The sequence below is a fragment of the Nocardia sp. NPDC051756 genome (assembly GCF_040681495.1).
In the GTDB taxonomy this organism is placed as follows: domain Bacteria; phylum Actinomycetota; class Actinomycetes; order Mycobacteriales; family Mycobacteriaceae; genus Nocardia.
On record NZ_JBFAYV010000015.1, the window covers coordinates 96,063 to 120,264 of the forward strand.

24 protein-coding genes are annotated in these 24,202 nt (G+C 66.9%); 11 read left to right on the forward strand and 13 right to left on the reverse strand.

Going from position 1 to position 24,202, the window contains the following annotated elements; translation table 11 throughout:
* Window positions 1–175: 175 nt before the first annotated feature.
* Together AB0M22_RS41800 and AB0M22_RS41805 are read right to left on the reverse strand one after the other, a co-directional pair.
* Complete coding sequence (locus AB0M22_RS41800; RefSeq protein ID WP_011207048.1) at window positions 176–592, reverse strand: helix-turn-helix domain-containing protein; 417 nt, start codon at window positions 590–592, stop codon at window positions 176–178.
* Window positions 593–954: 362 nt separating this feature from the next.
* Window positions 955–2,118 carry a steroid 3-ketoacyl-CoA thiolase gene (locus tag AB0M22_RS41805; protein ID WP_364738741.1) on the reverse strand — a complete coding sequence of 388 codons (1,164 nt, stop codon included), beginning with the start codon at window positions 2,116–2,118 and terminating at the stop codon, window positions 955–957.
* A 97-nt stretch (window positions 2,119–2,215) separates the two neighbouring features.
* Between AB0M22_RS41805 and AB0M22_RS41810 the strand changes: the two genes are divergently transcribed.
* Window positions 2,216–3,517, forward strand: coding sequence for a cytochrome P450 (locus tag AB0M22_RS41810; RefSeq protein WP_364738743.1), 1,302 nt, complete (start codon window positions 2,216–2,218; stop codon window positions 3,515–3,517).
* Window positions 3,518–3,588: 71 nt separating this feature from the next.
* Here the strand turns inward: AB0M22_RS41810 and AB0M22_RS41815 are convergent, their stop codons facing one another.
* From AB0M22_RS41815 to AB0M22_RS41835, 5 genes are all read right to left on the reverse strand, one after another.
* Window positions 3,589–4,008, reverse strand: a complete 420-nt coding sequence (locus AB0M22_RS41815; protein ID WP_364738745.1) for a nuclear transport factor 2 family protein — start codon at window positions 4,006–4,008, stop codon at window positions 3,589–3,591.
* Window positions 4,005–4,895, reverse strand: coding sequence for a TIGR03619 family F420-dependent LLM class oxidoreductase (locus AB0M22_RS41820; RefSeq protein ID WP_364738852.1), 891 nt, complete (start codon window positions 4,893–4,895; stop codon window positions 4,005–4,007). The genes AB0M22_RS41815 and AB0M22_RS41820 overlap by 4 nt, the downstream gene beginning before the upstream one ends.
* Before the next feature lie 5 nt (window positions 4,896–4,900).
* The gene (locus tag AB0M22_RS41825; protein ID WP_364738747.1) at window positions 4,901–6,067 is read right to left on the reverse strand and encodes a thiolase domain-containing protein; all 1,167 of its coding nucleotides are present in this window, start codon (window positions 6,065–6,067) and stop codon (window positions 4,901–4,903) included.
* Window positions 6,064–7,080, reverse strand: coding sequence for a thiolase domain-containing protein (locus AB0M22_RS41830; protein WP_364738854.1), 1,017 nt, complete (start codon window positions 7,078–7,080; stop codon window positions 6,064–6,066). The genes AB0M22_RS41825 and AB0M22_RS41830 overlap by 4 nt, the downstream gene beginning before the upstream one ends.
* 82 nt (window positions 7,081–7,162) lie before the next feature.
* Entirely contained in the window at window positions 7,163–8,122 is a 960-nt protein-coding gene (locus AB0M22_RS41835) for an OB-fold domain-containing protein (protein WP_364738749.1), read from the reverse strand.
* A gap of 115 nt (window positions 8,123–8,237) precedes the next feature.
* Between AB0M22_RS41835 and AB0M22_RS41840 the strand changes: the two genes are divergently transcribed.
* Both AB0M22_RS41840 and AB0M22_RS41845 read left to right on the forward strand, forming a co-directional pair.
* The gene (locus AB0M22_RS41840) at window positions 8,238–9,275 is read left to right on the forward strand and encodes an LLM class F420-dependent oxidoreductase (RefSeq protein ID WP_364738751.1); all 1,038 of its coding nucleotides are present in this window, start codon (window positions 8,238–8,240) and stop codon (window positions 9,273–9,275) included.
* A gap of 22 nt (window positions 9,276–9,297) precedes the next feature.
* Window positions 9,298–10,854 (forward strand): acyl-CoA synthetase, encoded by a 1,557-nt coding sequence (locus AB0M22_RS41845; protein ID WP_364738753.1) that lies wholly within the window; start codon window positions 9,298–9,300, stop codon window positions 10,852–10,854.
* Between the two features lie 48 nt (window positions 10,855–10,902).
* Here the strand turns inward: AB0M22_RS41845 and AB0M22_RS41850 are convergent, their stop codons facing one another.
* The gene (locus tag AB0M22_RS41850) at window positions 10,903–11,901 is read right to left on the reverse strand and encodes a sigma-70 family RNA polymerase sigma factor (RefSeq protein ID WP_364738755.1); all 999 of its coding nucleotides are present in this window, start codon (window positions 11,899–11,901) and stop codon (window positions 10,903–10,905) included.
* A 191-nt stretch (window positions 11,902–12,092) separates the two neighbouring features.
* Between AB0M22_RS41850 and AB0M22_RS41855 the strand changes: the two genes are divergently transcribed.
* Window positions 12,093–12,509 (forward strand): VOC family protein, encoded by a 417-nt coding sequence (locus tag AB0M22_RS41855; RefSeq protein ID WP_364738757.1) that lies wholly within the window; start codon window positions 12,093–12,095, stop codon window positions 12,507–12,509.
* Window positions 12,510–12,588: 79 nt separating this feature from the next.
* Here the strand turns inward: AB0M22_RS41855 and AB0M22_RS41860 are convergent, their stop codons facing one another.
* Window positions 12,589–13,371, reverse strand: coding sequence for a crotonase/enoyl-CoA hydratase family protein (locus tag AB0M22_RS41860; RefSeq protein WP_150403802.1), 783 nt, complete (start codon window positions 13,369–13,371; stop codon window positions 12,589–12,591).
* A gap of 61 nt (window positions 13,372–13,432) precedes the next feature.
* On the opposite strand from AB0M22_RS41860, the gene AB0M22_RS41865 reads away from it, so the two are divergent.
* Both AB0M22_RS41865 and AB0M22_RS41870 read left to right on the forward strand, forming a co-directional pair.
* On the forward strand, window positions 13,433–15,085 hold the full coding sequence (locus tag AB0M22_RS41865; protein WP_364738759.1) for an acyl-CoA synthetase: 1,653 nt from the start codon (window positions 13,433–13,435) through the stop codon (window positions 15,083–15,085).
* Window positions 15,086–15,916 carry a thioesterase family protein gene (locus AB0M22_RS41870; RefSeq protein WP_364738761.1) on the forward strand — a complete coding sequence of 277 codons (831 nt, stop codon included), beginning with the start codon at window positions 15,086–15,088 and terminating at the stop codon, window positions 15,914–15,916.
* Window positions 15,917–15,962: 46 nt separating this feature from the next.
* On the opposite strand, the gene AB0M22_RS41875 is transcribed toward AB0M22_RS41870, so the two are convergent.
* Window positions 15,963–17,150 (reverse strand): FAD-dependent monooxygenase, encoded by a 1,188-nt coding sequence (locus AB0M22_RS41875; RefSeq protein WP_364738763.1) that lies wholly within the window; start codon window positions 17,148–17,150, stop codon window positions 15,963–15,965.
* A 101-nt stretch (window positions 17,151–17,251) separates the two neighbouring features.
* On the opposite strand from AB0M22_RS41875, the gene AB0M22_RS41880 reads away from it, so the two are divergent.
* Window positions 17,252–17,839: a TetR family transcriptional regulator gene (locus AB0M22_RS41880; RefSeq protein ID WP_364738765.1), complete on the forward strand. Its 588-nt coding sequence runs from the start codon at window positions 17,252–17,254 to the stop codon at window positions 17,837–17,839.
* A 33-nt stretch (window positions 17,840–17,872) separates the two neighbouring features.
* Here AB0M22_RS41880 and AB0M22_RS41885 read toward each other — a convergent pair whose 3' ends face one another.
* From AB0M22_RS41885 to AB0M22_RS41895, 3 genes are all read right to left on the reverse strand, one after another.
* Window positions 17,873–18,421: a hypothetical protein gene (locus tag AB0M22_RS41885; RefSeq protein ID WP_364738767.1), complete on the reverse strand. Its 549-nt coding sequence runs from the start codon at window positions 18,419–18,421 to the stop codon at window positions 17,873–17,875.
* A 204-nt stretch (window positions 18,422–18,625) separates the two neighbouring features.
* The gene (locus AB0M22_RS41890) at window positions 18,626–19,729 is read right to left on the reverse strand and encodes an acyl-CoA dehydrogenase family protein (RefSeq protein WP_364738768.1); all 1,104 of its coding nucleotides are present in this window, start codon (window positions 19,727–19,729) and stop codon (window positions 18,626–18,628) included.
* A gap of 21 nt (window positions 19,730–19,750) precedes the next feature.
* Window positions 19,751–20,944 (reverse strand): acyl-CoA dehydrogenase family protein, encoded by a 1,194-nt coding sequence (locus AB0M22_RS41895; RefSeq protein WP_364738770.1) that lies wholly within the window; start codon window positions 20,942–20,944, stop codon window positions 19,751–19,753.
* Between the two features lie 156 nt (window positions 20,945–21,100).
* On the opposite strand from AB0M22_RS41895, the gene AB0M22_RS41900 reads away from it, so the two are divergent.
* The 4 genes from AB0M22_RS41900 to AB0M22_RS41915 all read left to right on the forward strand — a co-directional run bounded on the left by AB0M22_RS41900 (window position 21,101) and on the right by AB0M22_RS41915 (window position 24,198).
* Window positions 21,101–21,289: a ferredoxin gene (locus AB0M22_RS41900; protein ID WP_364738772.1), complete on the forward strand. Its 189-nt coding sequence runs from the start codon at window positions 21,101–21,103 to the stop codon at window positions 21,287–21,289.
* Window positions 21,290–21,334: 45 nt separating this feature from the next.
* The gene (locus AB0M22_RS41905) at window positions 21,335–22,237 is read left to right on the forward strand and encodes a 3-oxoacyl-ACP reductase (RefSeq protein ID WP_364738774.1); all 903 of its coding nucleotides are present in this window, start codon (window positions 21,335–21,337) and stop codon (window positions 22,235–22,237) included.
* A gap of 340 nt (window positions 22,238–22,577) precedes the next feature.
* Window positions 22,578–23,342 (forward strand): ABC transporter permease, encoded by a 765-nt coding sequence (locus AB0M22_RS41910; protein ID WP_364738856.1) that lies wholly within the window; start codon window positions 22,578–22,580, stop codon window positions 23,340–23,342.
* Window positions 23,343–23,346: 4 nt separating this feature from the next.
* Window positions 23,347–24,198, forward strand: coding sequence for an ABC transporter permease (locus tag AB0M22_RS41915; protein WP_150403814.1), 852 nt, complete (start codon window positions 23,347–23,349; stop codon window positions 24,196–24,198).
* Window positions 24,199–24,202: the final 4 nt, after the last annotated feature.

Below are 24,202 nucleotides of genomic sequence, written 5' to 3' on the forward strand. Positions count from 1 at the left end.
CCGAGAATTGTCGAATGTGTGTGCATCCCGCCGCGTTCGGGCAACGTCAGCGGACTCGGCCGGGCATGCCCCTATTTTTCCGGGCATGCCCTGTTCCACTCTTCACATTGACGCACACATAACACAGCACAGTGCGACCCGGAGGGGTCGCACTGTGCTTGACGTGCAAGCGAACCTATTCGGTGCCATCCGGAGGAATTTCGGGCAAGCCTTCACTTGCCCGCAACTTCTCCGCCATGGAGGTGAGTAGGTTCTGAGATTCTTCGGACAGGTCGAACGCTCTACTCGACAGCCGTCGCAGTCCGTAGCCCTGCAGCTGGGACAGCAACTCCAGATCATGATCGATCTTGGCGGCATAGATGTCGTTGAAGAAGTAGTCCGGCTTGACCTTGAAGAACTTCGCCAGGGCGGCCACCGTCTCATCGGACGGGTTCGTCCGTTGTCCCGACCGCAACTGCGACAGGTACGGTTTCGAGATCGGATGTCCGGAGGCCGTCAGCGCAGCCGCAACCTCCGCGTTGGTGTGCGGCTTACGCCCCGGGGGATGCACGGTTTCGAACAGCTTGTTCAGCCGCGCCGCGAAATCAGCCATTGTGAGCCGCCCAATTCCCTTCGCTGTACTAACAGTCGTTATCTCGGATACGTATCATTGATATTAGCGGCTCAGTAACTGAAAACCTACGCCTGATTCCGGATTTCCTTGAAGCTTCTAGGTGCCGCTCCGGCGAAGGTACTGGGACCGTCGCGTTTGCGGGTCACCCCAACGGCTCTCGAGAAGCCGAGGTACGGACCGGTTCTGGCCCGTCGCGGAGGTCTTCCCCGATACGGTCCTGATAGCGGAAAGATAGCTGACGTCTCATCTAGTTGCAAGTCGTAGCTTCCATGTGGCGTACGACACGTTTCCGGGCCTGGGGGATGAACGTTCAACAATCCGGTTTCCGGGGGTCGAAGGCCCTAAATCCGTTCGATGATGGTTCCTGTCGCCAATGCGCCACCGGCACACATCAGCACCATGGCGGTGCTGCGGCCGGTTCGCTCCAGCTCGTGCAAAGCCGTTGTGATGAGCCGGGATCCGGTCGAGCCCACCGGATGGCCGAGCGCGATCGCGCCGCCGTTGACGTTCACCCGGTCCATGTCCGGCTGATGCACCGAGGCCCAGGACAGCGCGACCGAGGCGAACGCCTCGTTGATTTCGAACAGATCGATGTCCGAAATGGTCATACCCGATCGCTCCAACAGGCGCGAGCACGCCTGAACCGGACCGTCCAGATGGAACTCCGGCTCCGAACCGACGAGCGCCTGGGTGATGATCCGCGCCCGCGGCCGCAATCCGGCTCGCTGCGCGGCCTTTTCGTCCATCAGCAGCACGGCGGCCGCGCCGTCGGAGATCTGCGACGAACTGCCCGCTGTGTGGATGCCGCCCTCCAGCACCGGCTTCAGCTTTGCCAGTCCCTCGGCGGTGGTTTCGCGCAGGCCTTGATCGCGGGACACGTCCAGCTTCTCGCCGGTCAGGTTTCCCTCCTTGTCGACGGCCGGCGCGGTCACGGTGAGCACCTCGCGATCGAAGCGGCCCTCGGCCCAGGCCTGTCCCGCCAGGCGCTGCGAGCGCGCGCCGAACGCGTCGACGTCGGCGCGAGTGATGCCGCGCCGCTTGGCAATCCGCTCGGCCGCCTCGAACTGATTGGGCAGGTCGATGTTCCAGGAGGCCGGCCTGCGCGGTCCGGCGTGCTCGCCGACGTTGGCGCCCAACGGAACTCGGCTCATCGCCTCGATGCCGCAGGCGACGCCGACGTCGATCGCGCCGGTCGCGATGAGTCCGGCGATCAGATGGTTGGCCTGCTGCGCCGAGCCGCACTGCGCGTCGATGGTGGTCGCGCCCACCTGCCAGGGCAGTCCGGCGTGCAGCCAGGCGACCCGGGTCACGTTGTTGGACTGCTCGCCCGCCTGGGTGACGCAGCCGCCGATGACCTGCTCGACCTGTGCCGGATCCAGGTGTGCGCGCTCGAGCAGGCCGCGCTGGGCCAGGCCGAGCAGCTCGGCCGCGTGCAGGCCGGACAGCCAGCCGCCGCGCTTGCCGATGGGGGTTCGAGCGGCCTCGACGATGACGGGTGTGCCCATGTCCAACCTTTCGTTTGATGCAGAAACTGAAACGAGTTCATGTAGCTGGTGAGCGGTTCTGTCCGGTTTCTTTCCTGATCCGGCCACCTATGCTTCAATGATTATAGAACGTGTTTCAGTTTGTCGAAGGAGACATCTGGTGGTAGACCCTCGGAATGCCCGGCCGAATCTGCCGGACGGATTCGACGTCACAGACCCCGACATTTACGCCGAACGGATTCCGGTCGAGGAGTTCGCCGAGCTGCGCCGGACCGCCCCGGTCTGGTGGAATCCACAGCCGGTCGAGGTCAGTGGCTTCCATGACGAGGGCTTCTGGGTGGTGAGCAAGCACGCCGACGTCAAAGAGGTATCGCGGCGCGGCGAGGTGTTCTCCACCTTCGAGAACACCGCCATTCCGCGGTTCAACGACGACATCACCCGCGAGCAGATCGAATTGCAGCGGTTCGTCCTGCTGAACAAGGACGCCCCGGAACACACGAAGCTGCGCAAGATTATCTCGCGCGGCTTCACTCCGCGGGCGATCAACGGTCTGCGCGCGGAACTTTCGGCGCGCGCCCACGAGATCGTCAAGGCCGCAGCCGAATCCGGGTCCGGTGACTTCGTCGCCAAGGTCGCGTGCGAGCTGCCGCTACAGGCGATCGCCGAGCTGATCGGCATCCCGCAGGAGGACCGGATGAAGGTCTTCACCTGGTCGAACGAGATGACCGGCTACGACGACCCGGATATCGACGTCGACCCGGTCGCCTCGTCGGCCGAAATCCTCGGCTACGCCTACCAAATGGCGGCCGATCGCAAGGCCTGTCCGGCCGACGACATCGTCACCAAGCTGGTCGAGGCCGACGTGGATGGCGATCAACTGACCCCGGAGGAGTTCGGCTTCTTCGTGATCCTGCTCGCGGTGGCAGGCAACGAGACCACGCGCAACGCGATCACCCACGGCATGATGGCCTTCCTGGACAACCCGGATCAGTGGGAGCTGTACAAGAAGGAGCGCCCGGCGACCGCCGTCGACGAGATCATCCGGTGGGCCTCGCCGATCATCTCGTTCCAGCGGACGGCGTTGGCGGACACCGAACTCGGTGGGGTAGAGATCAAGAAGGGCCAGCGGCTGGTGATGCTGTACCGGTCGGCCAACTTCGACGACGAGGTGTTCGAGAACCCGGAGCAGTTCGACATCCTGCGAAAGGACAACCAGCACGTGTCCTTCGGCGGCACCGGCGCGCACTTCTGTGTCGGCGCGAACCTGGCCCGGCTGGAGATCGACCTGATCTTCAACGCCATCGCCGATCACCTGCCCGACATCACCAAGCTCGGTGATCCCAAGCGGCTGCGCTCCGGCTGGCTCAACGGGATCAAGGAATTCCAGGTCGATTTCAAGACCTGTCCCGTCGCGCACTGAGCAAGAAAAAAGGCCCTCGTCCCGGCAGTCCCCACTTCCGGTACGAGGGCCTTTCGCCCGTTGGTCTGTGTTCAGCCGATCTTCCTTGCCGTGGCCATCGCGCGGTCGACCTCCCAAAAAGCCCGCAGCGCAGCGATTTTGCCTTGGTCATCGACGCGATAGGTGAACACACCGTCCGCGTCGATCTGATGGCCGCCGAGCGTGCTGCGGATGGTGCCGGTGAACGCGATCTCGTTGCCGCAGGCGAACGAGTCGCCGAACAGGAACTCGATCAGTTCGGTCTGCGCGATCGCCTTGTCCCAGAACGCCGCGATCGCCTCCTTACCGCGGTGTCCCTTGCCCTCGGGGTCGAAACCCGAAGGGCCGATGGGATCTTCGACGATGCCGTCCTCGGCGAACAGCGCGACCCACGCGTCCTTGTCCCTGGCCCGGACCGCGGCCTGCGAGGCGAGCCCGGCGGTCCGAGCCGGATGGTCGGTGGTGGTGGTCATGCAGAAACCTCCGCGACGATCGGATCTTCGATGTTCGCCGCGGCGAATCGGCGCAGCGAGTCCTGTTTGGCGGCGAGGTCGCCGTCGAAGCCGATGCCGTCGAAGAGCCAGGGGACCACGATCGCGTCGGTGACGCCGGCGTTGGCCAGATCCTGGTAGCCCGAGCGGCCGAACCGGTCGATGCACACCGCCTGGATCTCGAACGGCAGGTCGCTGCGGCCGAATTCGGCGCGCAGCGCGTCCAGCTTGCCGATGGTCCGGCACAGCTCGTCGTAGGTCATCATCGCCGAGGTCCAGCCGTCGCCCACCCGAGCGGCGCGGCGCAGCGCCGCCTCGGTGTGCCCGCCGATGTAGAACGGCACCGGCTCGGTCGGCGCGGGGCTGACCTGGAGTTCGTCGAAATCGAAGAACTCGCCGTGGAATTCGACCATGCCGCCGCCGAGGACCAGCTTGATCACTTCGATCATCTCGTCGACCCGGGCGCCGCGGCGCGCGTACGGCACCCCGCACCATTCGAATTCCTCCGGGGCCCAGCCGATCCCGACGCCGAAGCCGAAGCGGTTGCCGGAAAGATTGGCCACCGAGCCGACTTGGCGAGCCAGCAGCAGCGGATTGCGCGAACCGAGCTTGAGCACGTTGGTGTAGAACCGGATCCGGCTGGTCACCGCCGCCATGGCGGTCGCCCCGATGAGCGGATCGACCCAGGGGGTCTCCGGTCCCCAGAACCGGCTGCCGTCAGCGGTATATGGATACTTCGCCGCCGCCGACTTCATGTAGAACAGCGAGTCCGGCAGCGCGATCGACGAGAAGCCGCACTCCTCAGCGGTTTTCGCCAGCTCGGGCAGTTGCTCCAGCGGGCTCAGCGCGATACCGAGGGTGAACTGCAACGGGCTCATCGCTGCTCCGACCCGACTACCCACATCGAGAAGTACTGGGACCCACCGCCATAGGCGTGGCCGAACGCCTTGCGTGCGCCTTCCACCTGATAGGCCCCGGCCCGGCCCATGACCTGCTTGGCCGCCTCGGCGAAGCGGATGAGCCCGGAGGCGCCGATCGGATTGGAGGAGAGCACGCCGCCGGACGGGTTGACCGGCAGGATGCCGCCGATCTCGGTCTCGCCCTTGTCGGTGAGTTTCCAGCCGTCGCCCTGCGGCACGAAGCCGAGGTTCTCCAGCCACATCGGCTCGAACCAGGAGAACGGCACGTAGATCTCGGCCACGTCGATCTCGTTGAGCGGGTCGGTGATTCCGGCCGCCTTCCACAGCGCGGCGGCGGCGTCCTGGCCGGCCTGCGGGTTGACCTGGTCGCGGCCGGCGAAGGTGGTCGGCTCGGTGCGCATCGCGGTGCCGTGCACCCAGGCGACCTTCTTGCCGGTGGCCTCGACCGCGGTCGCCGCCTCTTCGTCGCCGATCACCAGGGCGCACGCGCCGTCGGAGGACGGGCAGGTCTCGTCGAAACGGATGGGGTCCCACAGCATTTGCGAGGCCAGCACCGATTCCAGCGTGATGTCAGGCTGTTTCAGGTGCGCCAGGGGGTTCTTCGCGCCGTTGCGGCGGTCCTTCACCGCGACCATCGCGCCGATATGGCTCGGCGCGTTGGAGCGGCGGATGTAGGAGCGCACGTGCGGGGCGAAGTAGCCGCCGGCGCCCGCGCCGACCGGCATGGTGAACGGCACCGGAATCGACAACGCCCACATGGCATTCGACTCCGACTGCTTCTCCCAGGCGATCGCGAGTACCCGCTTGTGCACCCCGGCCTGCACGAGATTGGCGGCGACCACACCGGTGGAGCCGCCGACCGAACCGGCGGTATGCACGCGCAACAGCGGTTTTCCGGTGGCGCCCAACGCATCCGCCAGATACAGCTCGGGCATCATGACGCCCTCGAACAGATCCGGCGCCTTACCGACCACCACCGCATCGATATCGGCGATGGTGAGACCGGCGTCGTCGAGCGCGCGATCGATGGCTTCGCGGCACATGCCCGCCATCGATACATCGGTTCTTTTCGTCACGTGATGGGTTTGTCCGGTGCCGAGCACCGCAGCCGGGAAGGTCATCGGCTCGCCTCCGAATCCAGAACTGTCACAAGGTTTTGCTGCAACGCGGGCCCGCTGGTCGCATGGGCGAGCGCGCGATTCGCGTCGCCCGCCATGATGGCCTTCGCGGCGAAACCGATGCGCTCCAGACCGGCGGCGAACATCGGATTCGCGGCGAGCGCGCCACCCGACGGGTTCACCTTGGTGCCGTTCTTCAGGCCGATCGCCTCGGCGAGGATCAACTGCTGATGGCTGAACGGCGCGTGCAGTTCGGCGATGTCGAAGGTGGTGTCGCCACCGGTAACCGCCTGGGCCGCAGCCGAAGTCGACGGCGAGACGGTGAGGTCACGCGCGCCGAGCATCGGGGTGTCCACCCGGTGCGCCATGCCGGTGATCCAGGCCGGGCGCTCGCAGAGTTCGCGGGCCCGGTCGCCGACGGCGAGCACGATCGCGGCCGCGCCATCGGTGATCGGCGCGACGTCGTGCGCGCGCAGCGGATCCGCGATATAGGGTGCGCTCAAAAGACTTTCGACGTCGCCGCCGTCACCCGCGGCCACCGCGGCCATATCGCGTTCGGTCCAGCGACCCGCGTCGAGCCCGGCCCTGGCCTGCAAGCCCGCGATGGACCACGCGTCCGGCCACAGCGGGGTCACCAGATAAGGATCGAGCTGCATGGTGAGCACCTGGCGCAGCGTGCCCGCGGAGGACTTGCCGAAGCCGTACACCAGCGCGGTCGTCGCCTGTCCCGAGCGCAGTTTCACCCACGCCTCGTACAGCGCCCAGGCGGCGTCCATCTCCACGTGTGACTCGTTGATCGGCGGCACCGCGCCGATCGCGTCGATCGCCGAGATGAACGAAAAGGCCCGGCCGGCCAGGTAATCCGAGGAGCCGGAGCACCAGAAGTCGATGTCGGACTTGGTGATGCCGAGCTGGCTGTAGATCTGCTGGAAGCAAGGCACCAGCATCTCCACACCATTGGTGGTGCCGAAGGTCTCCGGCACGTGCGGCGCGTGGGCGAAACCCACGACCGCGATGTCAACCGGGGGATGGTAGCCGTCGGAGCTTGCGGAGACGGCGGGGTGGGTCGACGGGTCGTTGTCAGTCAACGTGCGCCTCTCAGAGGTGATGCTTGTAGGTGTCGTACTCGGCGTCGGGCTCGCCGGAGGGGCGGAAGTGGTCCACGTTCTCCAGGCCGAAGCCCCACTCCTCGCGCGGCTTCCACACGGCTTCCACCCGCATGCCCATCCGCACTTCGCTTGCCTCGCAACCGAGTACGAGGTGCAGCACCGGGATGTCCGCACCGTCGAGCAGCACATAGGCGGCGACGTACGGCGGCTTGATCCGCTGACCGAGGAACGGCACGTTCACGATGCAGAACGTGGTGACCGTGCCGCGGTCGGGCAGCTCGACGACCTCGTCGGTAGGCCTGCCGTCGGTCGGATTGGCGCCGCGCGGCGGGAAGTACACCTTGCCCGCGGCGTCGGTGCGGCCGCCGAGCAGCTTGCCCTCGGCCAGTCCGCGCAGGTAGACGGTTTCCTGCGGCGAGGCGGTGTGCTTGTAGTTCAAGTCGACCGGCGTGGTGATCACCGTGATCGGGTCACCGTCGGTGGCCGCCACCGGCGCTTCGGACGCTTCGCCCGGCACGAACGAGGCGATGTCATGGATGCTGCCGGTGGTCTCCGCGGCCCAGTGGACCCGCACGCGCAGGCCGGTGTGGATGTCCTCGGGCGCGGCGACGTCGACCGCGTGCAGCAGCGTGGTGTCCGCGCCGTCCAGCCGGATCAACGCCCAGGCGAACGGCCGGTCGAACGGCTGGCCGGGCAGCGGCTCACGCACCCAGGTCCAGGTCTCGACGGTGCCGGTGTCGGCGACCTCGACGAACTCGGTCAGCGGTTGGGCGGTCACCGGATCGTATTCCGGCGGCGGCACCAGCACGCGTCCGTCCGGGCCGCGCACGCCGACGATCTTGCGGGCGCGCAGATTGGTCAGAAAGTTGCCGATCGTCGGTCCGACGGACCGGGTGTAGTCGAATCGCACCCGGAGGGGCGCGCTGAGTACATCGGGCACGGTGTTCAATTCCGACCCTCTCTCATCCGCGATTACGCCGGATGCAGTATTCCCCTGAGTCACAATGTCGAGTAGAACAGGTTCTTATTCTGCTGGCAAGCAGTTGGCTCGGAAAGGGTGTTCCATGAAGTTCGGACTGCAACTCGGGTACTGGATGGCGCAGCCGCCGCAGCATGCGGGGGAGTTGGTGGTCGCGGCCGAGGATGCCGGGTTCGACGCGGTATTCGCCGCGGAGTCGTGGGGATCGGACGCGTTCGGCCCGCTGACCTGGTGGGGATCGTCGACCGAGCGGGTGCGCCTCGGCACCTCGGTGGTGCAGATGTCGGCCCGCACGCCGGCCGCGACCGCGATGCACGCGCTCACGCTGGACCATCTCAGCGGCGGCCGGGCGATCCTCGGGCTCGGGGTGTCCGGGCCGCAGGTGGTGGAGGGATGGTACGGGCAGCCGTTCGCCAAGCCGCTGCAACGCACCCGCGAATACGTCGGGATCATCCGGCGCATCCTCGAGCGCGCGGCGCCGGTCACCAACGACGGGCCGAATTACCCGCTGCCCTACACCGGGCCGGGGTCGACCGGACTCGGTAAGCCGCTCAAGCCGATCGTGCACCCGCTACGTGCGGATTTGCCGATCTGGCTCGGCGCCGAAGGCCCGAAGAATGTGGCGCTGACCGCGGAGATCGCCGACGGCTGGCTGGCCATCTACTACGCGCCGCGGCTGGCGAACATGTACAACGACTGGCTGGACGAGGGCTTCGCCCGGGCGGGCGCGCGCCGCTCGCGCGCGGACTTCGAGATCGCCGCGAGCTGCCAGGTGGTGATCACCGACGACGCGGCGAGCGAGCTGGAGAAGATGCGCTGGATCATGTCGCTCTACATCGGCGGCATGGGTGCGCCGGAGCAGAATTTCCACGCGCAGGTCTATCGGCGGATGGGCTATGAACGCGAGGTCGACGAGATCGGCAGGCTGTTCATGGCGGGCAAGAAGGCCGAGGCGGCGGCCGTGGTGCCGGACGAGATGATTCTGGATACCGCGATCATCGGCGATGAAGAGCATGTGCGGAAGCAACTGGGGGTCTGGTCGGCGGCCGGGGTCACCATGATGTTGGTGTCGGCGCCCGATGTCGAACAATTACGTCGGCTCGCACCCCTTGTCGATATGTAGAACACGTTCTAGATTCAATACTGTGACGACGCAGGAGTCAGTAAAAATTCTCGGTCTCTGGAACATCGCCGAAGCCGAACCCGATCGGATCGCCATGGTCGATCCGGCGGGCCGGGAGGTGACGTATCGCGAATTGGCCACGCTCGCCGATCGATACGCCACCGGCCTGCGCGGGCTCGGCCTGGAAACCGGCGACGTGCTGGTGAGCATGGTGCACAACTGCGTCGAGGCGATCGCCGCCTACTTCGCGGCGTACCAGGCCGGGCTGTACATCGTCGCGGTGAATTGGCATCTCACCGGCCCGGAGGTCGCCTACATCCTGCAGGACAGCGAGGCGAAGGCGTTCCTGGTCAGCGATCGTTTCGCCGCCACCGGGAAGGCCGCCGCCGACGAGGCGAAATTGCCTGCGTCGGCGCGCTTTTCGGTCGGCGAGATCGAGGGCTTCAAGTCGGTGGCCTGGCTCGGCGCCGCGGACACCGGGCGCCCGTCCGACCGCAGCACCGGCGCGCCGATGCTCTACACCTCCGGAACCACGGGGCGGCCCAAGGGCGTTCGCCGCCCGCTGACCGGCGCCGACCCGGATGTGGTGCCGCCGCATACCGGCGCGTTCTTCGGGCTGTTCGAGCTGGCGCCCTACGACGATCACGTGCACATCTGCGGGTCGCCGCTCTATCACACCGCGGTGCTGAACTTCGCGACCATCTCGATTCAGTTGGGGCACAAGCTCGTTCTGATGGATCGGTGGGAAGCCGAGGAGATGCTGCGGCTGATCGACAAGTACCGGGTGACGCACAGTCACATGGTGCCGACCCAGTTCCACCGGCTGCTCGCGCTGCCCGCGGAGGTGCGCGCCAAGTACGACGTGTCCTCGCTGCGCAGCATGGTGCACGGCGCCGCGCCGTGCCCGCAGGAGACCAAGCGGAAGATGCTGGAGTGGTGGGGGCCGACGGTCACCGAGTACTACGCGGCCACCGAGGGCGGCGGCACGGTGATCAACGGAACCGAGTGGCTGCGCAAGCCCGGCTCGGTCGGCAAGGCGTGGCCGTGGTCGGTGATCAAGGTGCTCAGCGAGGAAGACGGCACCGAGGTTCCCGCCGGCGAGCCCGGCCTGGTCTACATGCGCATGGGCGCTTCGAGTTTCGAGTACCACCACGACAAGGCCAAGACCGAGGATTCGCGGGTCGGTGACCTGTTCACCGTCGGCGACATCGGCCACCTGGACGAGGACGGTTACCTCTACCTGCACGATCGCCGCTCCGACCTGATCCTGTCCGGCGGCGTGAACATCTACCCGGCCGAGATCGAGAACGTGCTGATCACCCATCCGAAGGTCGGCGATGTCGCGGTCTTCGGTATCCCGCACCCGGATTGGGGCGCCGAGGTCAAGGCCGTGGTGCAGCCCGCGGAGGGCATCGAGGGCAGCGACGAACTCACCGCCGAGCTGCTGGCCTTCGCCGCAACACAATTGGCGAAGTACAAGATGCCGAAGTCGGTGGACTATCTGGCCGAGCTGCCGCGCGACCCGAACGGGAAGCTGTACAAGCGCAAGCTGCGCGAGCGGTACGTCCCCGCATCGTGAGACCAGCGAAGGCGACCTCCGGACCGTGGAGGTCGCCTTCGCTGTGTGTCAGACCGGTTCGCGCAGCTCCGGGGGCAGGCCGAAGAGCGGGAACAGCTTCGCGGTGTCGAGGAAGAAGCACATGTTCGACACGGCGTTGCCGTCCAGCTCGAGCACGATGACCGACCACGGGATCCAGACGCCGGGCTCGTCGCCGGGCTTGTACTGGCCGAAGGCCGGTTCGCCGTTGGCGCCTTCGAGCCGGATCATCTTGGAGTCGCGGCAGGCGCTGCCGTGGCCGAGCATGAACGCGGTGACGTCGGCCGGGCCGGAGACCCAGAACTCGAGCGGCGGCATGGACAGCGACACGTCGGTCTTCAGCAGCGTGGTGAGGGCGTCCATGTCGTAGGCCTCGAACGCCTTGACGAAGTTGTCGACCAGCTTGCGCTGGTCCTCGTTCGACTCGTCGTAGGTGTCGGTGGCGGCCGGCTGCACCTTCGACATGGTGGCCCTGGCCCGTTGCAACGCGCTGTTGACCGACGCGGGGGACATGGTGAGCGCATCGGCGGTCTCGTTGGCGGAGAACCGCAGCACCTCGCGCATGATCAGGATCGCGCGCTGGGTGGCGGGCAGGTGCTGGCAGGCGGCGACGAAGGCCAGGCGCAGCGTGTCCTTGGCCGAGGCGTGGTCGGCCGGGTCGGCGCCGAACGCCAGCGCGTTCGGGATCGGCTCGATCCAGACGTAGTCCGGCTGCGGCGCGGGTAGTGGCGAATCCGGGCGCGACGGGCCGGACAGATCCATCGGCCTGGCGCGGCGCTGCGGCCCGTCGAGCATGTCGAGGCAGACGTTGGTGGTGATTCGATACAGCCAGGAGCGCAGGCTCGCGCGGCCCTCGAACGAGTCGTAGGACTTCCACGCGCGGGTGAAGGTCTCCTGGACGGCATCCTCGGCCTCGAAGGAGGAGCCGAGCATGCGGTAAGCGTAAGCGCACAATTCCCGGCGGTGCTTCTCGAAGGATTCGAGCACGTCGGGAGCGAGGCCGGCGGTCTGGCCGGACAAGTCGTTCATGGGTGTCACCCTGCCACAGCCCACCGACACATCCCAGACCCAAAAGTCCGCTACCAGCGCCATCAAGATCATCGAACGGCCGCCGGGGTGGGTGCGGTCACATCGTGGGGGCGAGCGATGAGTTCGGCCGCCGGGCTTCGTCTCTATTGGTGCGCAACTAAACAGGCGGACTACGAAAAGGTGCCCGAGACATGACCAGCCGGATGATTTTTCTCAACCTACCCGTCGCCGAGCTGAATCGGTCGAAAGATTTCTACGAGGCGCTCGGCTGGAAGGTCAACCAGGAGTTCACCGACGACAACGCGGCCTGCATCGTCATCGACGACAACATCTGCGTCATGCTTTTGACCACGCAGTTCTTCACCACGTTCTGCCGGCGCAAGGTCGCCGATACCGGCGAGAAAGTCGGCGCCACTTACGGATTGGCGCTGACCAGCGCCGCGGAGGTGGACGCGCTGGCGACCGCCGCGCTCGCCGCGGGCGGCACCGAGGAGATCAACGCGGACAAGCGGGCGCAGGAGGAGCAGGTCGGCATGTACAGCCGCAGCTTCCTCGATCCGGACGGCCATCAGTGGGAGCCGTTCTGGATGGATTACACGAGTTGTTGAGCCTCGACGAGGGTCGCCCCCGGTACCGAAAGGTGCCGGGGGCGGACTCGTGCTCGTATGCGCTCTGAGCGTCGTTTTCTCAGCTGCCGGTGAAGGTCGGCTTCCGCTTCTCCGCGAAGGCCTTCGGGCCCTCCTTGGCATCCGTCGAGCGGAACACGGCGGTGCCGAGCTTCGCGTCGATCTGGAACGCCTCTTCCTCGTGCATGCCCTCGGTGTCGCGGATGGTGCGCAGGATGGCCTGCACCGCCAGCGGGCCGTTCGCGGCGATCAGTGCGGCCAGTTCGAGCGCCTTGTCCAGCGCGCCGCCGTCCGGCACCACGTGCCCGATCAGCCCGATCTCCTTGGCCTCGGCGGCGGTGACGTGCCTGCCGGTCAGCAGGATGTCGGCGGCAACGGTGTACGGAATCTGCCGGACCAGGCGCACCGCGGAGCCGCCGAGCGGGAACAGGCCCCAGCGCGCCTCGGACACACCGAATTTCGCGCTTTCGCCGGCCACTCGGATGTCGGTGCCCTGGAGGATCTCGGTGCCGCCCGCGATGGCCGCGCCCTCGACCGCCGCGATCAGCGGCTTGGTCAGGCGGCGGCCCTTGAGCAGCGCCTCGATCTTGGACAGATCCCAGCCGCCGCCGGCGAACGAATCGCCGGGGTGCTGGGTGGTCATCGCCTTGAGGTCCGCGCCCGCGCAGAACGCGCCGCCTGCGCCGGTCAGGATCGCCACCCGGATGTCCGGATCGCTGTCCACCTGGTCCCAGGCGTCGCGCATGATCGCCATCATCTCCGCCGACAGCGCGTTGCGCGCCTCGGGGCGATTCATCGTCACGATGAGGACATGGTCGCGTTTCTCGACGAGGCAATGTGGCATTAGCGAATCTCCTGACCTTCGAGCCTTGCCAGGAACAGTAACACGTTCTATTTTTAGCCTTGTGAGCTACAACATAGCGGACCTTGTCGAACATTCCATCGACCTGATGCCCGACCGCGTCGCGCTCGCTGACGACGGCCGCGAGGTGACCTACGCACAGCTGGAGGAGCGCGCCAACAAGTTGGCTCACTACCTGCTCGAACACGGTGTCAAGCCGGGCGACAAGGTAGGCATCTACTCGCGCAACACGATCGAGGCCGTCGAGGCGATGGTCGCGGTGTTCAAGGCGCGCGCGGTGATGATCAACGTGAACTTCCGTTACGTCGAGAACGAGTTGCAATACATCTTCGACAATTCGGACATGGTCGCGTTGATCCACGAGCGCCGCTACAGCGACCGGGTCGCCGGCGTACGGGCGAAGACCCCGTTGCTGAAGACCGTTCTCGTCGTGGACGACGATACGACCGGGACGATCGCGACCGCAGCGGATTCGGTCGAATACGAGGCGGCCCTGGCGCAGTCATCGGGCGAGCGGGACTTCGGTGAGCGTTCCCCCGACGACATCTTCATGCTCTACACCGGCGGCACCACCGGCCTGCCGAAGGGCGTCATGTGGCGGCACGAGGACTGGTGGCGGGTGCTCGGCGGCGGCATCAACTTCATCACCGGCGAGCCGATCGAGGACGAGTGGCAGCAGTCCAAGGTGGGGGCGGCCAACAACCCGAGCATGGTCCGGTTCCCGATTCCGCCGATGATCCACGGTGGTTCGCAGACGGCGACCTTCCACAGCCTGTTCGACGGCGGCAAGGCCGTGATGCTGCCCGAGTTCAGCGGGCACGGCGTGTGGCAGGCGATCGACCGGCACAAGATCAACCTGATCTTCATCACCGGCGACGCGATGGCCCGGCCGATGCTGGACGCGTTGATCGAGGGCAACCCGGAAACCGGTCAGCCCTATGACCTTTCGAGCCTGTACGTGATGGCGAGCAGCGCGGCGCTGTTCTCGCCCGCGATCAAGGACCAGTTCCTCGAGCTGTTGCCGAACCGGATGATCTCCGATTCCATCGGCTCCTCGGAGACCGGCTTCGGCGGTCTGTCGATCGTGGCCAAGGGCGTCAACCACACCGGTGGGCCGCGGGTGAAGATCGACGGCTCCACCGAGGTGCTCGACGAAGACGGGAATCCGGTGCAGCCAGGCTCGGGCGTGGTCGGAATTCTGGCCCGGCGCGGGCACATTCCGCTCGGCTACTACAAGGACGAGGCGAAGACCGCCGCAACGTTCAAGGAGTACAACGGAATTCGCTACGCCATCCCCGGCGACTACGCCAGGGTCGAGGAAGACGGCACGGTCACCATGCTCGGCCGCGGTTCGGTCAGCATCAACAGCGGCGGCGAGAAGATCTACCCCGAAGAGGTCGAAGGCGCGTTGAAGACGCACCCGGAGATCTTCGATGCGCTGGTGGTCGGCGTCGACGACGAACGCTGGGGTCAGCGCGTCGTCGCGGTCGTGCAATGTCGTGGCGAGAACCGCCCCACCATCGATGATCTGCGCCCCTTCCTCACCAAGGAGATCGCCCCCTACAAGCTGCCCCGCAGCCTGTGGTTCGTCGACGAGATCAAGCGTTCCCCGGCGGGCAAGCCCGACTATCGGTGGGCCAAGTCGCAGACCGAGGAACGTGCCGCCGACGAGCACGCCGAGGCGAGCCGCAAGTAGATGGTTGTCCGCTACGGGTTCTTCGAGGCGACCGCGCACGGCTTCGAGCCGTTGCCGTTCGCCGCGAGCGCCTGGTCGCCCACGATGATCAACGGGCCCGCGGTCTGCGGACTACTGGCCAGAGCGCTGGAACAGCAACATTGTTCGGCGGGTTTCCTGCCCGCCCGGCTGACCGTCGACCTGTTCCGGCCCACGCTGGCCAAACCGGTGACCGTGGTGACGGAGCTGGTCCGGGAGGGGCGACGGATCCGCGTCGCCGACGCCGCGCTGATGCAGGACGGTGTCGACGTCGCCAGGGCGACCGTCGTCTTTCTCAAGCGCTCGGTGCAGCCGCCGGGGCAGTTGTGGACGCGCAGGGAGGTCCCGCGGCCGCCGTCGGTGCCGGTCGCCACTGAGCCCACGCGTCCGCTCTTCGGCAGTGACGCGCACGCCGACGGGTGGTCCGCCGACATCGGCGAGCACCAGAACGGCAGCCGAAAGCGCATGTGGCAGGTGCCGATGCGGGTGCTGGAGGGCGAACCGCCCTCACCCTTCGTCGGTGCCGTGGTGATCGGCGAGGCCACCAGCCTGATGACCAATTGGGGCAGCGCAGGCGTCGGCTTCATCAACACCGACATGACCCTGGCCCTGGCCCGTACACCGGTCGGCGCCGAGATCGGCGTCGAAGCCGACAGCCACCTCAGCGCCGACGGCGTCGCCGTCGGCAGCGCCACCCTGTTCGACCGAACCGGCCCCTTCGGCACCTGCATAGTCACCGCTCTCTCGAACGCCGACCGCCAGGTCGACTTCACCAACGGCGACATCACCGCCGCCAAGGCCGGTATCCGCTAACGCCTTTCGGTGCGTGAATCACGCAGCCGAATCGGTTCCGTCCGGTTCAGCGGGTGGTGAGTTCGGCCAGGCGGTGGGCGAGGGCGGTGCGGAGGGCAGGGATTCGGGTGAGGGTGGAGAGGGCCAGGTTGCGGAGGGTGCGGGCGGGGCGGGGGCGGAGGGTGGCCATGCGGGTCATGCGGTCGGTGAAGGCGACTACGCCGAGGGCTACTGGACGCCTGGTGGTTTCGTAGGTGTCGAGGAGGGCCGCCGGTTCGCCGTTGACGACTCGGGCGAGGAGGGGGCCCAGGGTGGCGGCGTCTTGGATGCCGGTGTTCATGCCTTGGCCGCCGGCGGGGCTGTGCACGTGGGCGGCGTCGCCGGCCAGCAGGATTCGACCGGCGCGGTAGTGGTCGGCGACGCGGTGGTGGACGCGGAAGCGTGAACTCCACAGCACTTCAAGGACTTTGATGTCGCCGCCGGGGCCGCGGGTGTCGAGGATGGTTTGGATGTCGTCGCGGGTGGGGTGTTCGGGGGCCTCGTCGAGGGTGGCGACTACGCGGTAGCGGTCCGGTTCGGATTCGTCGGGCAGCGGCGCGACCACGGTGACGCCCTCCGGCGAAAGATGCAGTGCCACTTCGTCGCGGGCGATCGGCCAGTCCATGCGGACGTCGGCGAGGACGAACGAGGTGGGATAGGTGTCGCCGGTGAAGCCGATGCCCGCCTGCTCGCGGACGACACTGTGCATGCCGTCGGCGCCGATGACGTAGTCGGCGCGGAGAGCGCCGGTGGCACCTGCTTCGTCGGTGTATTCGACTGTGACGCCATTGTTCTCGTCGGCGACCCGGGTCACCCGGTACGGCCGGTGGACGTCGCCGCCTGCCTTGCGCAGCCGGGCGAGCAGGACCGCCTCGGTGGTGTCCTGCGGCGTCATCAGGGTGTACGGGTATCGGGTCGGGAGGCCGTCGAATCGGATGGTCGCCAGGGTGCGGGCGCCGTCGTGCACCGTGAATCGCGGCACCACCAGACCTTTGGCGATCAGCTCCTCGGCGATACCGAGTTCGTGCAGCACCTCGAGGGTTCTGGCGTGCACTACCGCGGCGCGAGAAGTGTTGGCGCCCTCGGCGAGCCGGTCGAGCAGCACGAAGTCGACGCCCGCGTCGGCCAGGGTGATCGCGGCGGTCAGTCCGGCGGGGCCCGCGCCGACGATCACGACGGAAGTGGTGTCCGAGAGCGGGTTCTGGGTGGTATTCATCGGAACTCCTGAAGTCAACAACTGTAGGCCAACGCCTGTTGGCATAACCGTAGACCCGTCCGGGTTACGAAGTCAACAGTTGTTGGCCTACACTCGTTGGCATGACGATCGAGCCTGATCAGCAGCCCGTGCGCCGCTCCGACGCGACCCGCGCGGCCATCCTGGACGCCGCCCGCGCCCGGTTCGCCGCCGAGGGATACGGCAAGGCGACCATCCGGGCGATCGCCGGGGACGCCGCGATCGACCCGTCCATGGTCATGCGCTATTTCGGCAGCAAGGACGGGTTGTTCGCCGCGGCGGTCGACATCGATCTCGCGCTGCCCGATCTGGCCGCCGCGGCCGAGGGCGAGGTCGGCGAACTGCTGATCCGCCGCTTCCTCGCCCTCTGGGAGGAGCCGCCCGGCAACGCGGTCCTGCTGACGCTGCTGCGCTCGTCCGTCACCGATGAGGCGGTCACCGAACGCTTCCGCGACGTCTTCGCTCAGCAGGTGCTCCCCGCCGTCCTCCGCTTCGGCGACCCCGCCGACGCGCCTCGGCGCAGCGGACTGGTCGTCACCCAACTGCTCGGCATCGCCCTGTGCCGCTACATCCTGCGCATCCCCCCGGTCGTCGCGTGCACCCGCGCCGAACTCATCGCGGACATCGCGCCGACCCTCCAGCGCTACCTGACGTCGACCGAGTCGAGCTGACCTGGCGCACGGCGCGTTTCGCCAGATGTCCGGCTAGCCGGCGACGATCCACTCGACCTTGGTCGCGGTCGTGCCGAAGGCCGCGGCGCTGGCGGCGAGGGCCTTGTTCTCCGCGGTCGCGGCGATATTGGCGAGCGCGATGTCGGTCGGTGCCGCCGCGGCCTTGTCCGCGGCTCGCTTCGCCGCTGCCGCGGTCAGCTGGACGTTCTTCGGCGGGTTCTGGAGTTGCTCGAGGGTTTTCAGCGCGGCCGTGGCAGCCCGCGCGGCCGTCGCCGTGGCCTGTCCTGCCGCCGTCAGCGACGGGCGGAACTGGATGTCTTCGGCGGTAACCGGTTTGACCTCCTGGGTCAGGGTGGTGTCACTCGGTGCCGTCCCCGGCTCGTTGGTGTTGACGGACGCGATCGCCTCGAGCGCGGAGGTGCCGCGCGCGTCGGCGCTGGCGGCGCGGGCGCTGGCCTGCTCGATCAGCGCGGTGAGGTCTGCCACCGGTATCGCCGTCTCGGTGCCCTGCCCGTTGCTCGTGACATCGGGGCGAGCGTCGGCCGCAGGCGCGGCGCCCGCCACGGCCAGCATCCCGAGCACGGCGACCGAGATTCGAGCGAGGGCGGAACGTACGGATGGAATATCGTCCTCCGGAGTTTCGGGTGCGCGGTGCGCACGTAGGTGGCCAGTGGCCTGGCCTCCTCGATATTCGGTACGGGCGAGCCCTCGGATAGGTGCAATCCTGTTTAGGCACAACAAAAAACGCCCCACCGATACCGGCGGGGCGTTCTTCTGCAGGACTGATCAGGCCGGACCGGCCGCCAGCAGCGCGCCGAGCGCGCGCAGGTGATCGGTCCCGCCGCCGAGCGCGAACTCGTTGTGCTTGGCCGCGGTGAAGTAGTTGTGCACGATGTGATCCCGGTCGATCCCGACGCCGCCGTGGACGTGAATGACGGTGTGCGCCACCCGATGCCCCGCGTCGGCCGCCCAGAACTTGGCGGTGTGCACGGCCTCCCCGCTGGGCAGATCCTCGGAGATCTGCCAGGCGGCCTGCGTGAGGGCCAGCCGCAGACCCTGAACATCGATGTAGGCATCGGCCAGGCGCTGCGCCACGGCCTGGAAACTGCCCACCGCCTTGCCGAATTGCTCACGCTCACGGGCATATTCGGCGACCAGCTCGAGCGCCCGTTCCAGCGTCCCGAGCTGGAGCGCACTGAGTCCGAGCCAAGCGCGAGTGAGCAGCCAATCGAGAATCTCGGCGCCGCTGTCGACGGTGCCGACCAATTCGCCTGGGGTGTTGTCGAGTTCGACCGCGTACTCGGGCGTGTGGTCGACGACCTCCTGCGCGGTGACCGTCGCCGCCGCCGGATCGACCAGGAATACCGCCGCCGCGCCGGAGACCGTGGCCGGAACCAGGATTCGATCGGCCCGGTCGGCGAACGGCACGGTGATCTTGACCCCGGTCAGCCGCCAGCCGCCGTCCGCCTCAACGGCGGTGGTGGTCGGCTCGGCCGGCTCCCAGTTGTGCTCTTCGGCGAGCGCGGCGGTCAGGGTCACCTGTCCGGCGCCCGCCTGGGTAGCCCGATCCTGTTGCGCCGCATCGCCGAACCGCGCCAGCGCACCGGCTCCGACCACGATCGACCACAGGTACGGCACGGCCGCCACATATTTGCCGAGTTCACGCAGCACCGCGGTCTGCTCGAGCACGCCGAAATCGTTGCCGCCGACGGCCTCCGGCAGCGCCGCGGCGAGCACGCCGGTCTCGGCCAGCGATCCCCACAGCGCCTCGTCGAATCGTTCGGCCGCGGTGTCGAGTTCGCGCAGCCGGTCCGCGGTGACGAGCTTGCCGCACACCTCGCCGGTCAACCGGCCCAGGTCGAGTTGCGCTTCGGTGGGCATGAAATCCATGTCTGCTACCTGCTTTCCGGCTCAGCGCGCCGCGGCGGGCTGCTTGAGGGCGGTCATGGCGATGATGTCGCGCTGCACCTCGTTGGTGCCGCCGCCGAAGGTGAGGATCAGCGCGGCCCGGTGCATCCGTTCGAGCCGGCCACGCAAGGCTTCGCCGTGCGAGTCCTGGCGCAGATACGCCTGCGGACCGAGAACTTCCATGAGCAGCCGGTACGCCTCGGTGGCCAGTTCGGTGCCGTACACCTTGCAGGTGGAGGCGTCCCACGGCCGCGGCGCGGCGTCGCCGCCCGCGTCGGCCCGGCTGGCGATCTCCCAGTTGAGCAGCTTCAGGTACTCGACCTTGGCGTACACCCGGGCCAGGTTGAGCTGCACCCATTCCTGGTCGATCACCCGGGAACCGTTGGCCGCCTTGGTATTGCGCGCCCATTCGACGGTCTGGTTCACCGCGAGGCCGAGCGGCCCCGCCGAGGTCAGCGCGACGCGCTCGTGGTTGAGCTGGTTGGTGATCAGCGACCAGCCGCCGTTCTCCTGGCCGACCAGTGCGCTCGCGGGCACGCGAACGTCCTGGTAGTAGGTGGCGCTGGTGTCCGGCCCGGCCATGGTGTGCACGGGCGTCCAGGAGAAGCCCTCGGCCGTGGTCGGCACGATGAGCATGCTGATGCCCTTGTGCTTCTTGACGTTCGGGTCGGTGCGTACCGCCAGCCAGATGTAGTCGGCGTACGCGATCAGGCTGGTCCACATCTTCTGACCGTTGATCACGTAGTCGTCGCCGTCGCGCACCGCGCTGGTGCGCAGGCTGGCCAGGTCGGTGCCCGCGCCGGGCTCGGAGTAACCGATGGCGAAGTGCAGCTCGCCCGCGGCGATCTTGGGCAGGAAGAAGCGCTTCTGCTCCTCGCTGCCGTAGTGCATGATCGTCGGCGCGACCGAGTTGATGGTCAGGAACGGCACCGGCGCGCCGGCGATCGCGGCTTCGTCGGTGAAGATCAGCTGATCCATGGTCGGGCGGTCCTGACCGCCGAACTCCTTCGGCCAGGCCAGGGTCAGCCAGCCGTCGCGGCCCATCTCCTGCACGACCTCGCGGTAGACGTTGCCCTGGCCGTACTCGCCGGTCTGCGCGCTGAGCGCAGCCCGGCGCTCGGGAGTGATGAGTCGCGCGAAGTAGTCGCGCAGCTCCGCGCGTAGCTCCTCCTGCTGCGGCGTGTACGCAATGCGCATGGCAAATACCTCAGGCCTTCGTCGATGTGGGTTCACCCGATCATTGCATATGGACTGAAACATGTTCCAGTATTGAGGGTGAATCGGGTCGATGCCGCCACCTGCGGCGGCACCGGCTTGTTAGGCTTCGGCAAGGATCGCGGTAAAGGAGTTCCCATGAAGGTCAGCGTCGATCTGGACCAGTGCGAGGCGAACGGAATCTGTGTCGGAATCGCCCCCGACGTGTTCGAACTCGATGACGACGACCAGCTGCACATCCTCGAGGCGGACGTCCCCGCGGACCGGCTGGCCGACGTCGAGGACGCGGTGGCGCAGTGCCCGAAAGCCGCGCTGCGGCTCCAGTGAGACCGACCCTTGCCATGGAATGGAACACGTTCTAGGGTCGGGCTCGTGAGTGATGATGTGAGTCTTGCGGGCCGGGTGGCGATTGTTACGGGGGCCGGCGCGGGGCTGGGGCGGGCAGAGGCGCTCGCCCTGGCGGCGGCCGGCGCTTCGGTGGTGGTCAACGACCTGTCGGAATCCGACGCGGTGTCCGACACCCTCGCGGAGATCCGCGCGCTCGGCGCCAAGGCCGAATTCGTCGCGGGCAGCATCGCCGAACGGGCGACCGCGGACGCGTTGATCCGCACCGCCGACGAGGCCTTCGGCAGCGTCGACATCGTGGTGAACAACGCGGGCATCACCAGGGACCGGATGCTGTTCAACATGACCGACGAGGACTTCGACGCCGTTGTCGCGGTCCACCTGCGCGGTCACTTCCTGTTGTCCCGCAACGCCGCAACGTACTGGCGCGGCAAGTCCAAGGCGGCAGGCGCGCCGGTCTACGGCAGGCTGATCAACACCTCCTCCGAGGCCGGCCTGCTCGGCCCCGAGGGGCAAGCCAACTACGGCGCGGCCAAGGCGGGCATCACCGCCCTGACTCTGTCGGCCGCGCGGGCACTGTCCCGGTATGGCGTGCGCGCCAACGCGATCGCGCCGCGCGCGCGGACCGCGATGACCGAGGCCGTGTTCAGCGCCGCGCCCGCGGATGAGGTGGACCCGCTCTCGCCCGATCACGTGGCCAGGCTGGTCGCCTATCTCGCCGCGCCCGCCGCCGACTCGGTGAACGGCCAACTCTTCGTGGTCTACGGCGGGATGGTGGCGCTCATGGCGGCCCCCGTCGTCGAGCAACGATTCGACGCCAGCGGTGGGCAATGGTCCGCCGACGACCTCGCCGCCACCCTCGGCGGCTATTTCGCCGAACGCCCTGCCGGGCAAACCTTCTCGGCCTCGGCGCTGCTCGATCTCGGCTGAGACCGTTCGGTGGAACTCCTCCGGCGAATCATGCCGATCGAGGACTGACATCTGCAAGACCCGCTGACAATGAACTGCTGATCGGCCGTCCAACTGTTGATCAAGGGTCGGGCAGTTGGTAGACATTGGAGGGTGAGATGTGTGCCGCCTCACAAAGGTGGGATCAATCTCCTGACACTCGTTCCACATTCATATGCCGATGCAAAGAAAAGTGCAGTTCAAAAGTGGCAAACATCTTCCGGCGATGCAGTGAACGTGTTCTAATCGTTGAGGCGGTGCGGCCTCGGTGAAGAATCGTGCCGTGAGCAGTTCGCGCAAGTTTCAGCAAGGAGGTTCAAAGATGAACGAGGTCCTTGCTGTGCCATTGCGCGCAGTGGGTGGGTTCTTCGAACTGACGGCCGAAGTCGCGCGTTCGAGTGTGCGCAGACCATTTCAAGGTCGCGAGTTCATCGACCAGTCCTGGTTCATCGCACGCGTTTCCATCGTGCCGACACTGTTGGTCGCGATTCCATTCACCGTTTTGGTGAGCTTCACGCTGAACATCTTGTTGCGCGAGATCGGCGCGGCCGATCTGAGCGGGGCGGGCGCGGCTTTCGGCGCGGTCACCCAGGTCGGCCCGATCGTGACCGTGCTGATCGTCGCGGGGGCCGGCGCCACCGCGATATGCGCTGACCTGGGCGCGCGCACGATTCGCGAAGAAATCGACGCGATGCGGGTGCTCGGCATCAACCCGGTGCAACGCCTGGTGGTGCCGCGGGTGCTCGCGTCGATGTTCGTCGCGCTGATGCTCAACAGCCTGGTCTGCACGATCGGTATCGTCGGCGGTTTTTTGTTCTCCGTCTTTCTGCAGGACGTGAACCCCGGCGCGTTCGTCAACGGCATCACGCTGCTGACTCATTTGCCCGAATTGGTCATCTCGGAGGTGAAGGCCGGAATGTTCGGGCTGATCGCCGGGCTGGTGGCCTGTTATCTGGGTCTGAATGTCAAAGGTGGTCCGAAGAGTGTCGGTGATGCGGTGAATCAGACCGTTGTCTTCGCCTTTATGGCCTTGTTCGTGGTCAACGTGGTGGTCACCGCGGTCGGTATCAAGTTCACGGCGCGGTGACCGCATGGCCTTCGTGATCGAATCCCGCTTCCCGCGTACCGTGCGACGAGTGCGTCGGATGTCGGACTCGCTCGATTCTGTTGGTAAACACGCTGTGTTCTATGCACAGGCCCTGGGGGCCATTCCGCGTGCCCTGACGCACTATCGCACCGAAACCATTCGGCTCATCGCCGAAATCAGCATGGGCAGCGGTGCTTTGGCGGTGATCGGCGGCACCGTCGTGATCGTCGGCTTCCTCACGCTGTTCGCCGGCGGCACCATCGCCGTGCAGGGCTACAGCTCGCTCGGCAATATCGGCGTCGAGGCGCTCACCGGCTTCTTCGCCGCCTTCATCAATGTCCGCATCGCCGCGCCGGTGATTTCCGGCATCGGGCTGGCCGCCACCATCGGGGCCGGGTCGACGGCGCAGCTGGGCGCCATGCGGGTGGCCGAGGAGATCGACGCGCTGGAATCGATGGCGATCCGGCCGGTGCCCTATCTGGTCGGCACCCGGGTGCTCGCCGGGATGATCGCGATCGTGCCGCTGTACGCCCTCGCGGTGATCGCGTCGTTCCTGGCCAGCCGGTTCGCCACGGTGGTCATCTACGGGCAGTCGGCGGGCGTGTACGACCACTACTTCTCCACCTTCCTGATCCCGAGCGACATCCTCTGGTCGTTCGCCCAGGCGATCTTCATGGCCCTGGCGGTCATGCTGATCCACACCTATTACGGCTTCCATGCCGCGGGCGGACCGGTCGGGGTCGGCGTCGCGGTCGGCAACGCGGTGCGCGCCTCCCTGGTCGCGGTGGTCACGGTGACCCTGCTGATCTCGCTGGCCATCTACGGCACCTCCGGCAACTTTCACCTCTCCGGGTAACGCG

Coding starts and splice junctions, on each gene's coding strand:
- AB0M22_RS41815 (WP_364738745.1), bottom strand. CDS start 4,008: ATGACCACCACCACCGACCATCCGGCTCGGACCGCCGGGCTCGCCTCG.
- AB0M22_RS41855 (WP_364738757.1), top strand. CDS start 12,093: ATGACCAGCCGGATGATTTTTCTCAACCTACCCGTCGCCGAGCTGAAT.
- AB0M22_RS41875 (WP_364738763.1), bottom strand. CDS start 17,150: ATGAATACCACCCAGAACCCGCTCTCGGACACCACTTCCGTCGTGATC.
- AB0M22_RS41895 (WP_364738770.1), bottom strand. CDS start 20,944: ATGCGCATTGCGTACACGCCGCAGCAGGAGGAGCTACGCGCGGAGCTG.
- AB0M22_RS41840 (WP_364738751.1), top strand. CDS start 8,238: ATGAAGTTCGGACTGCAACTCGGGTACTGGATGGCGCAGCCGCCGCAG.
- AB0M22_RS41870 (WP_364738761.1), top strand. CDS start 15,086: ATGGTTGTCCGCTACGGGTTCTTCGAGGCGACCGCGCACGGCTTCGAG.
- AB0M22_RS41890 (WP_364738768.1), bottom strand. CDS start 19,729: ATGGATTTCATGCCCACCGAAGCGCAACTCGACCTGGGCCGGTTGACC.
- AB0M22_RS41850 (WP_364738755.1), bottom strand. CDS start 11,901: ATGAACGACTTGTCCGGCCAGACCGCCGGCCTCGCTCCCGACGTGCTC.
- AB0M22_RS41810 (WP_364738743.1), top strand. CDS start 2,216: ATGATTATAGAACGTGTTTCAGTTTGTCGAAGGAGACATCTGGTGGTA.
- AB0M22_RS41825 (WP_364738747.1), bottom strand. CDS start 6,067: ATGACCTTCCCGGCTGCGGTGCTCGGCACCGGACAAACCCATCACGTG.
- AB0M22_RS41910 (WP_364738856.1), top strand. CDS start 22,578: ATGAACGAGGTCCTTGCTGTGCCATTGCGCGCAGTGGGTGGGTTCTTC.
- AB0M22_RS41915 (WP_150403814.1), top strand. CDS start 23,347: ATGGCCTTCGTGATCGAATCCCGCTTCCCGCGTACCGTGCGACGAGTG.
- AB0M22_RS41805 (WP_364738741.1), bottom strand. CDS start 2,118: ATGGGCACACCCGTCATCGTCGAGGCCGCTCGAACCCCCATCGGCAAG.
- AB0M22_RS41900 (WP_364738772.1), top strand. CDS start 21,101: ATGAAGGTCAGCGTCGATCTGGACCAGTGCGAGGCGAACGGAATCTGT.
- AB0M22_RS41860 (WP_150403802.1), bottom strand. CDS start 13,371: ATGCCACATTGCCTCGTCGAGAAACGCGACCATGTCCTCATCGTGACG.
- AB0M22_RS41880 (WP_364738765.1), top strand. CDS start 17,252: ATGACGATCGAGCCTGATCAGCAGCCCGTGCGCCGCTCCGACGCGACC.
- AB0M22_RS41800 (WP_011207048.1), bottom strand. CDS start 592: ATGGCTGATTTCGCGGCGCGGCTGAACAAGCTGTTCGAAACCGTGCAT.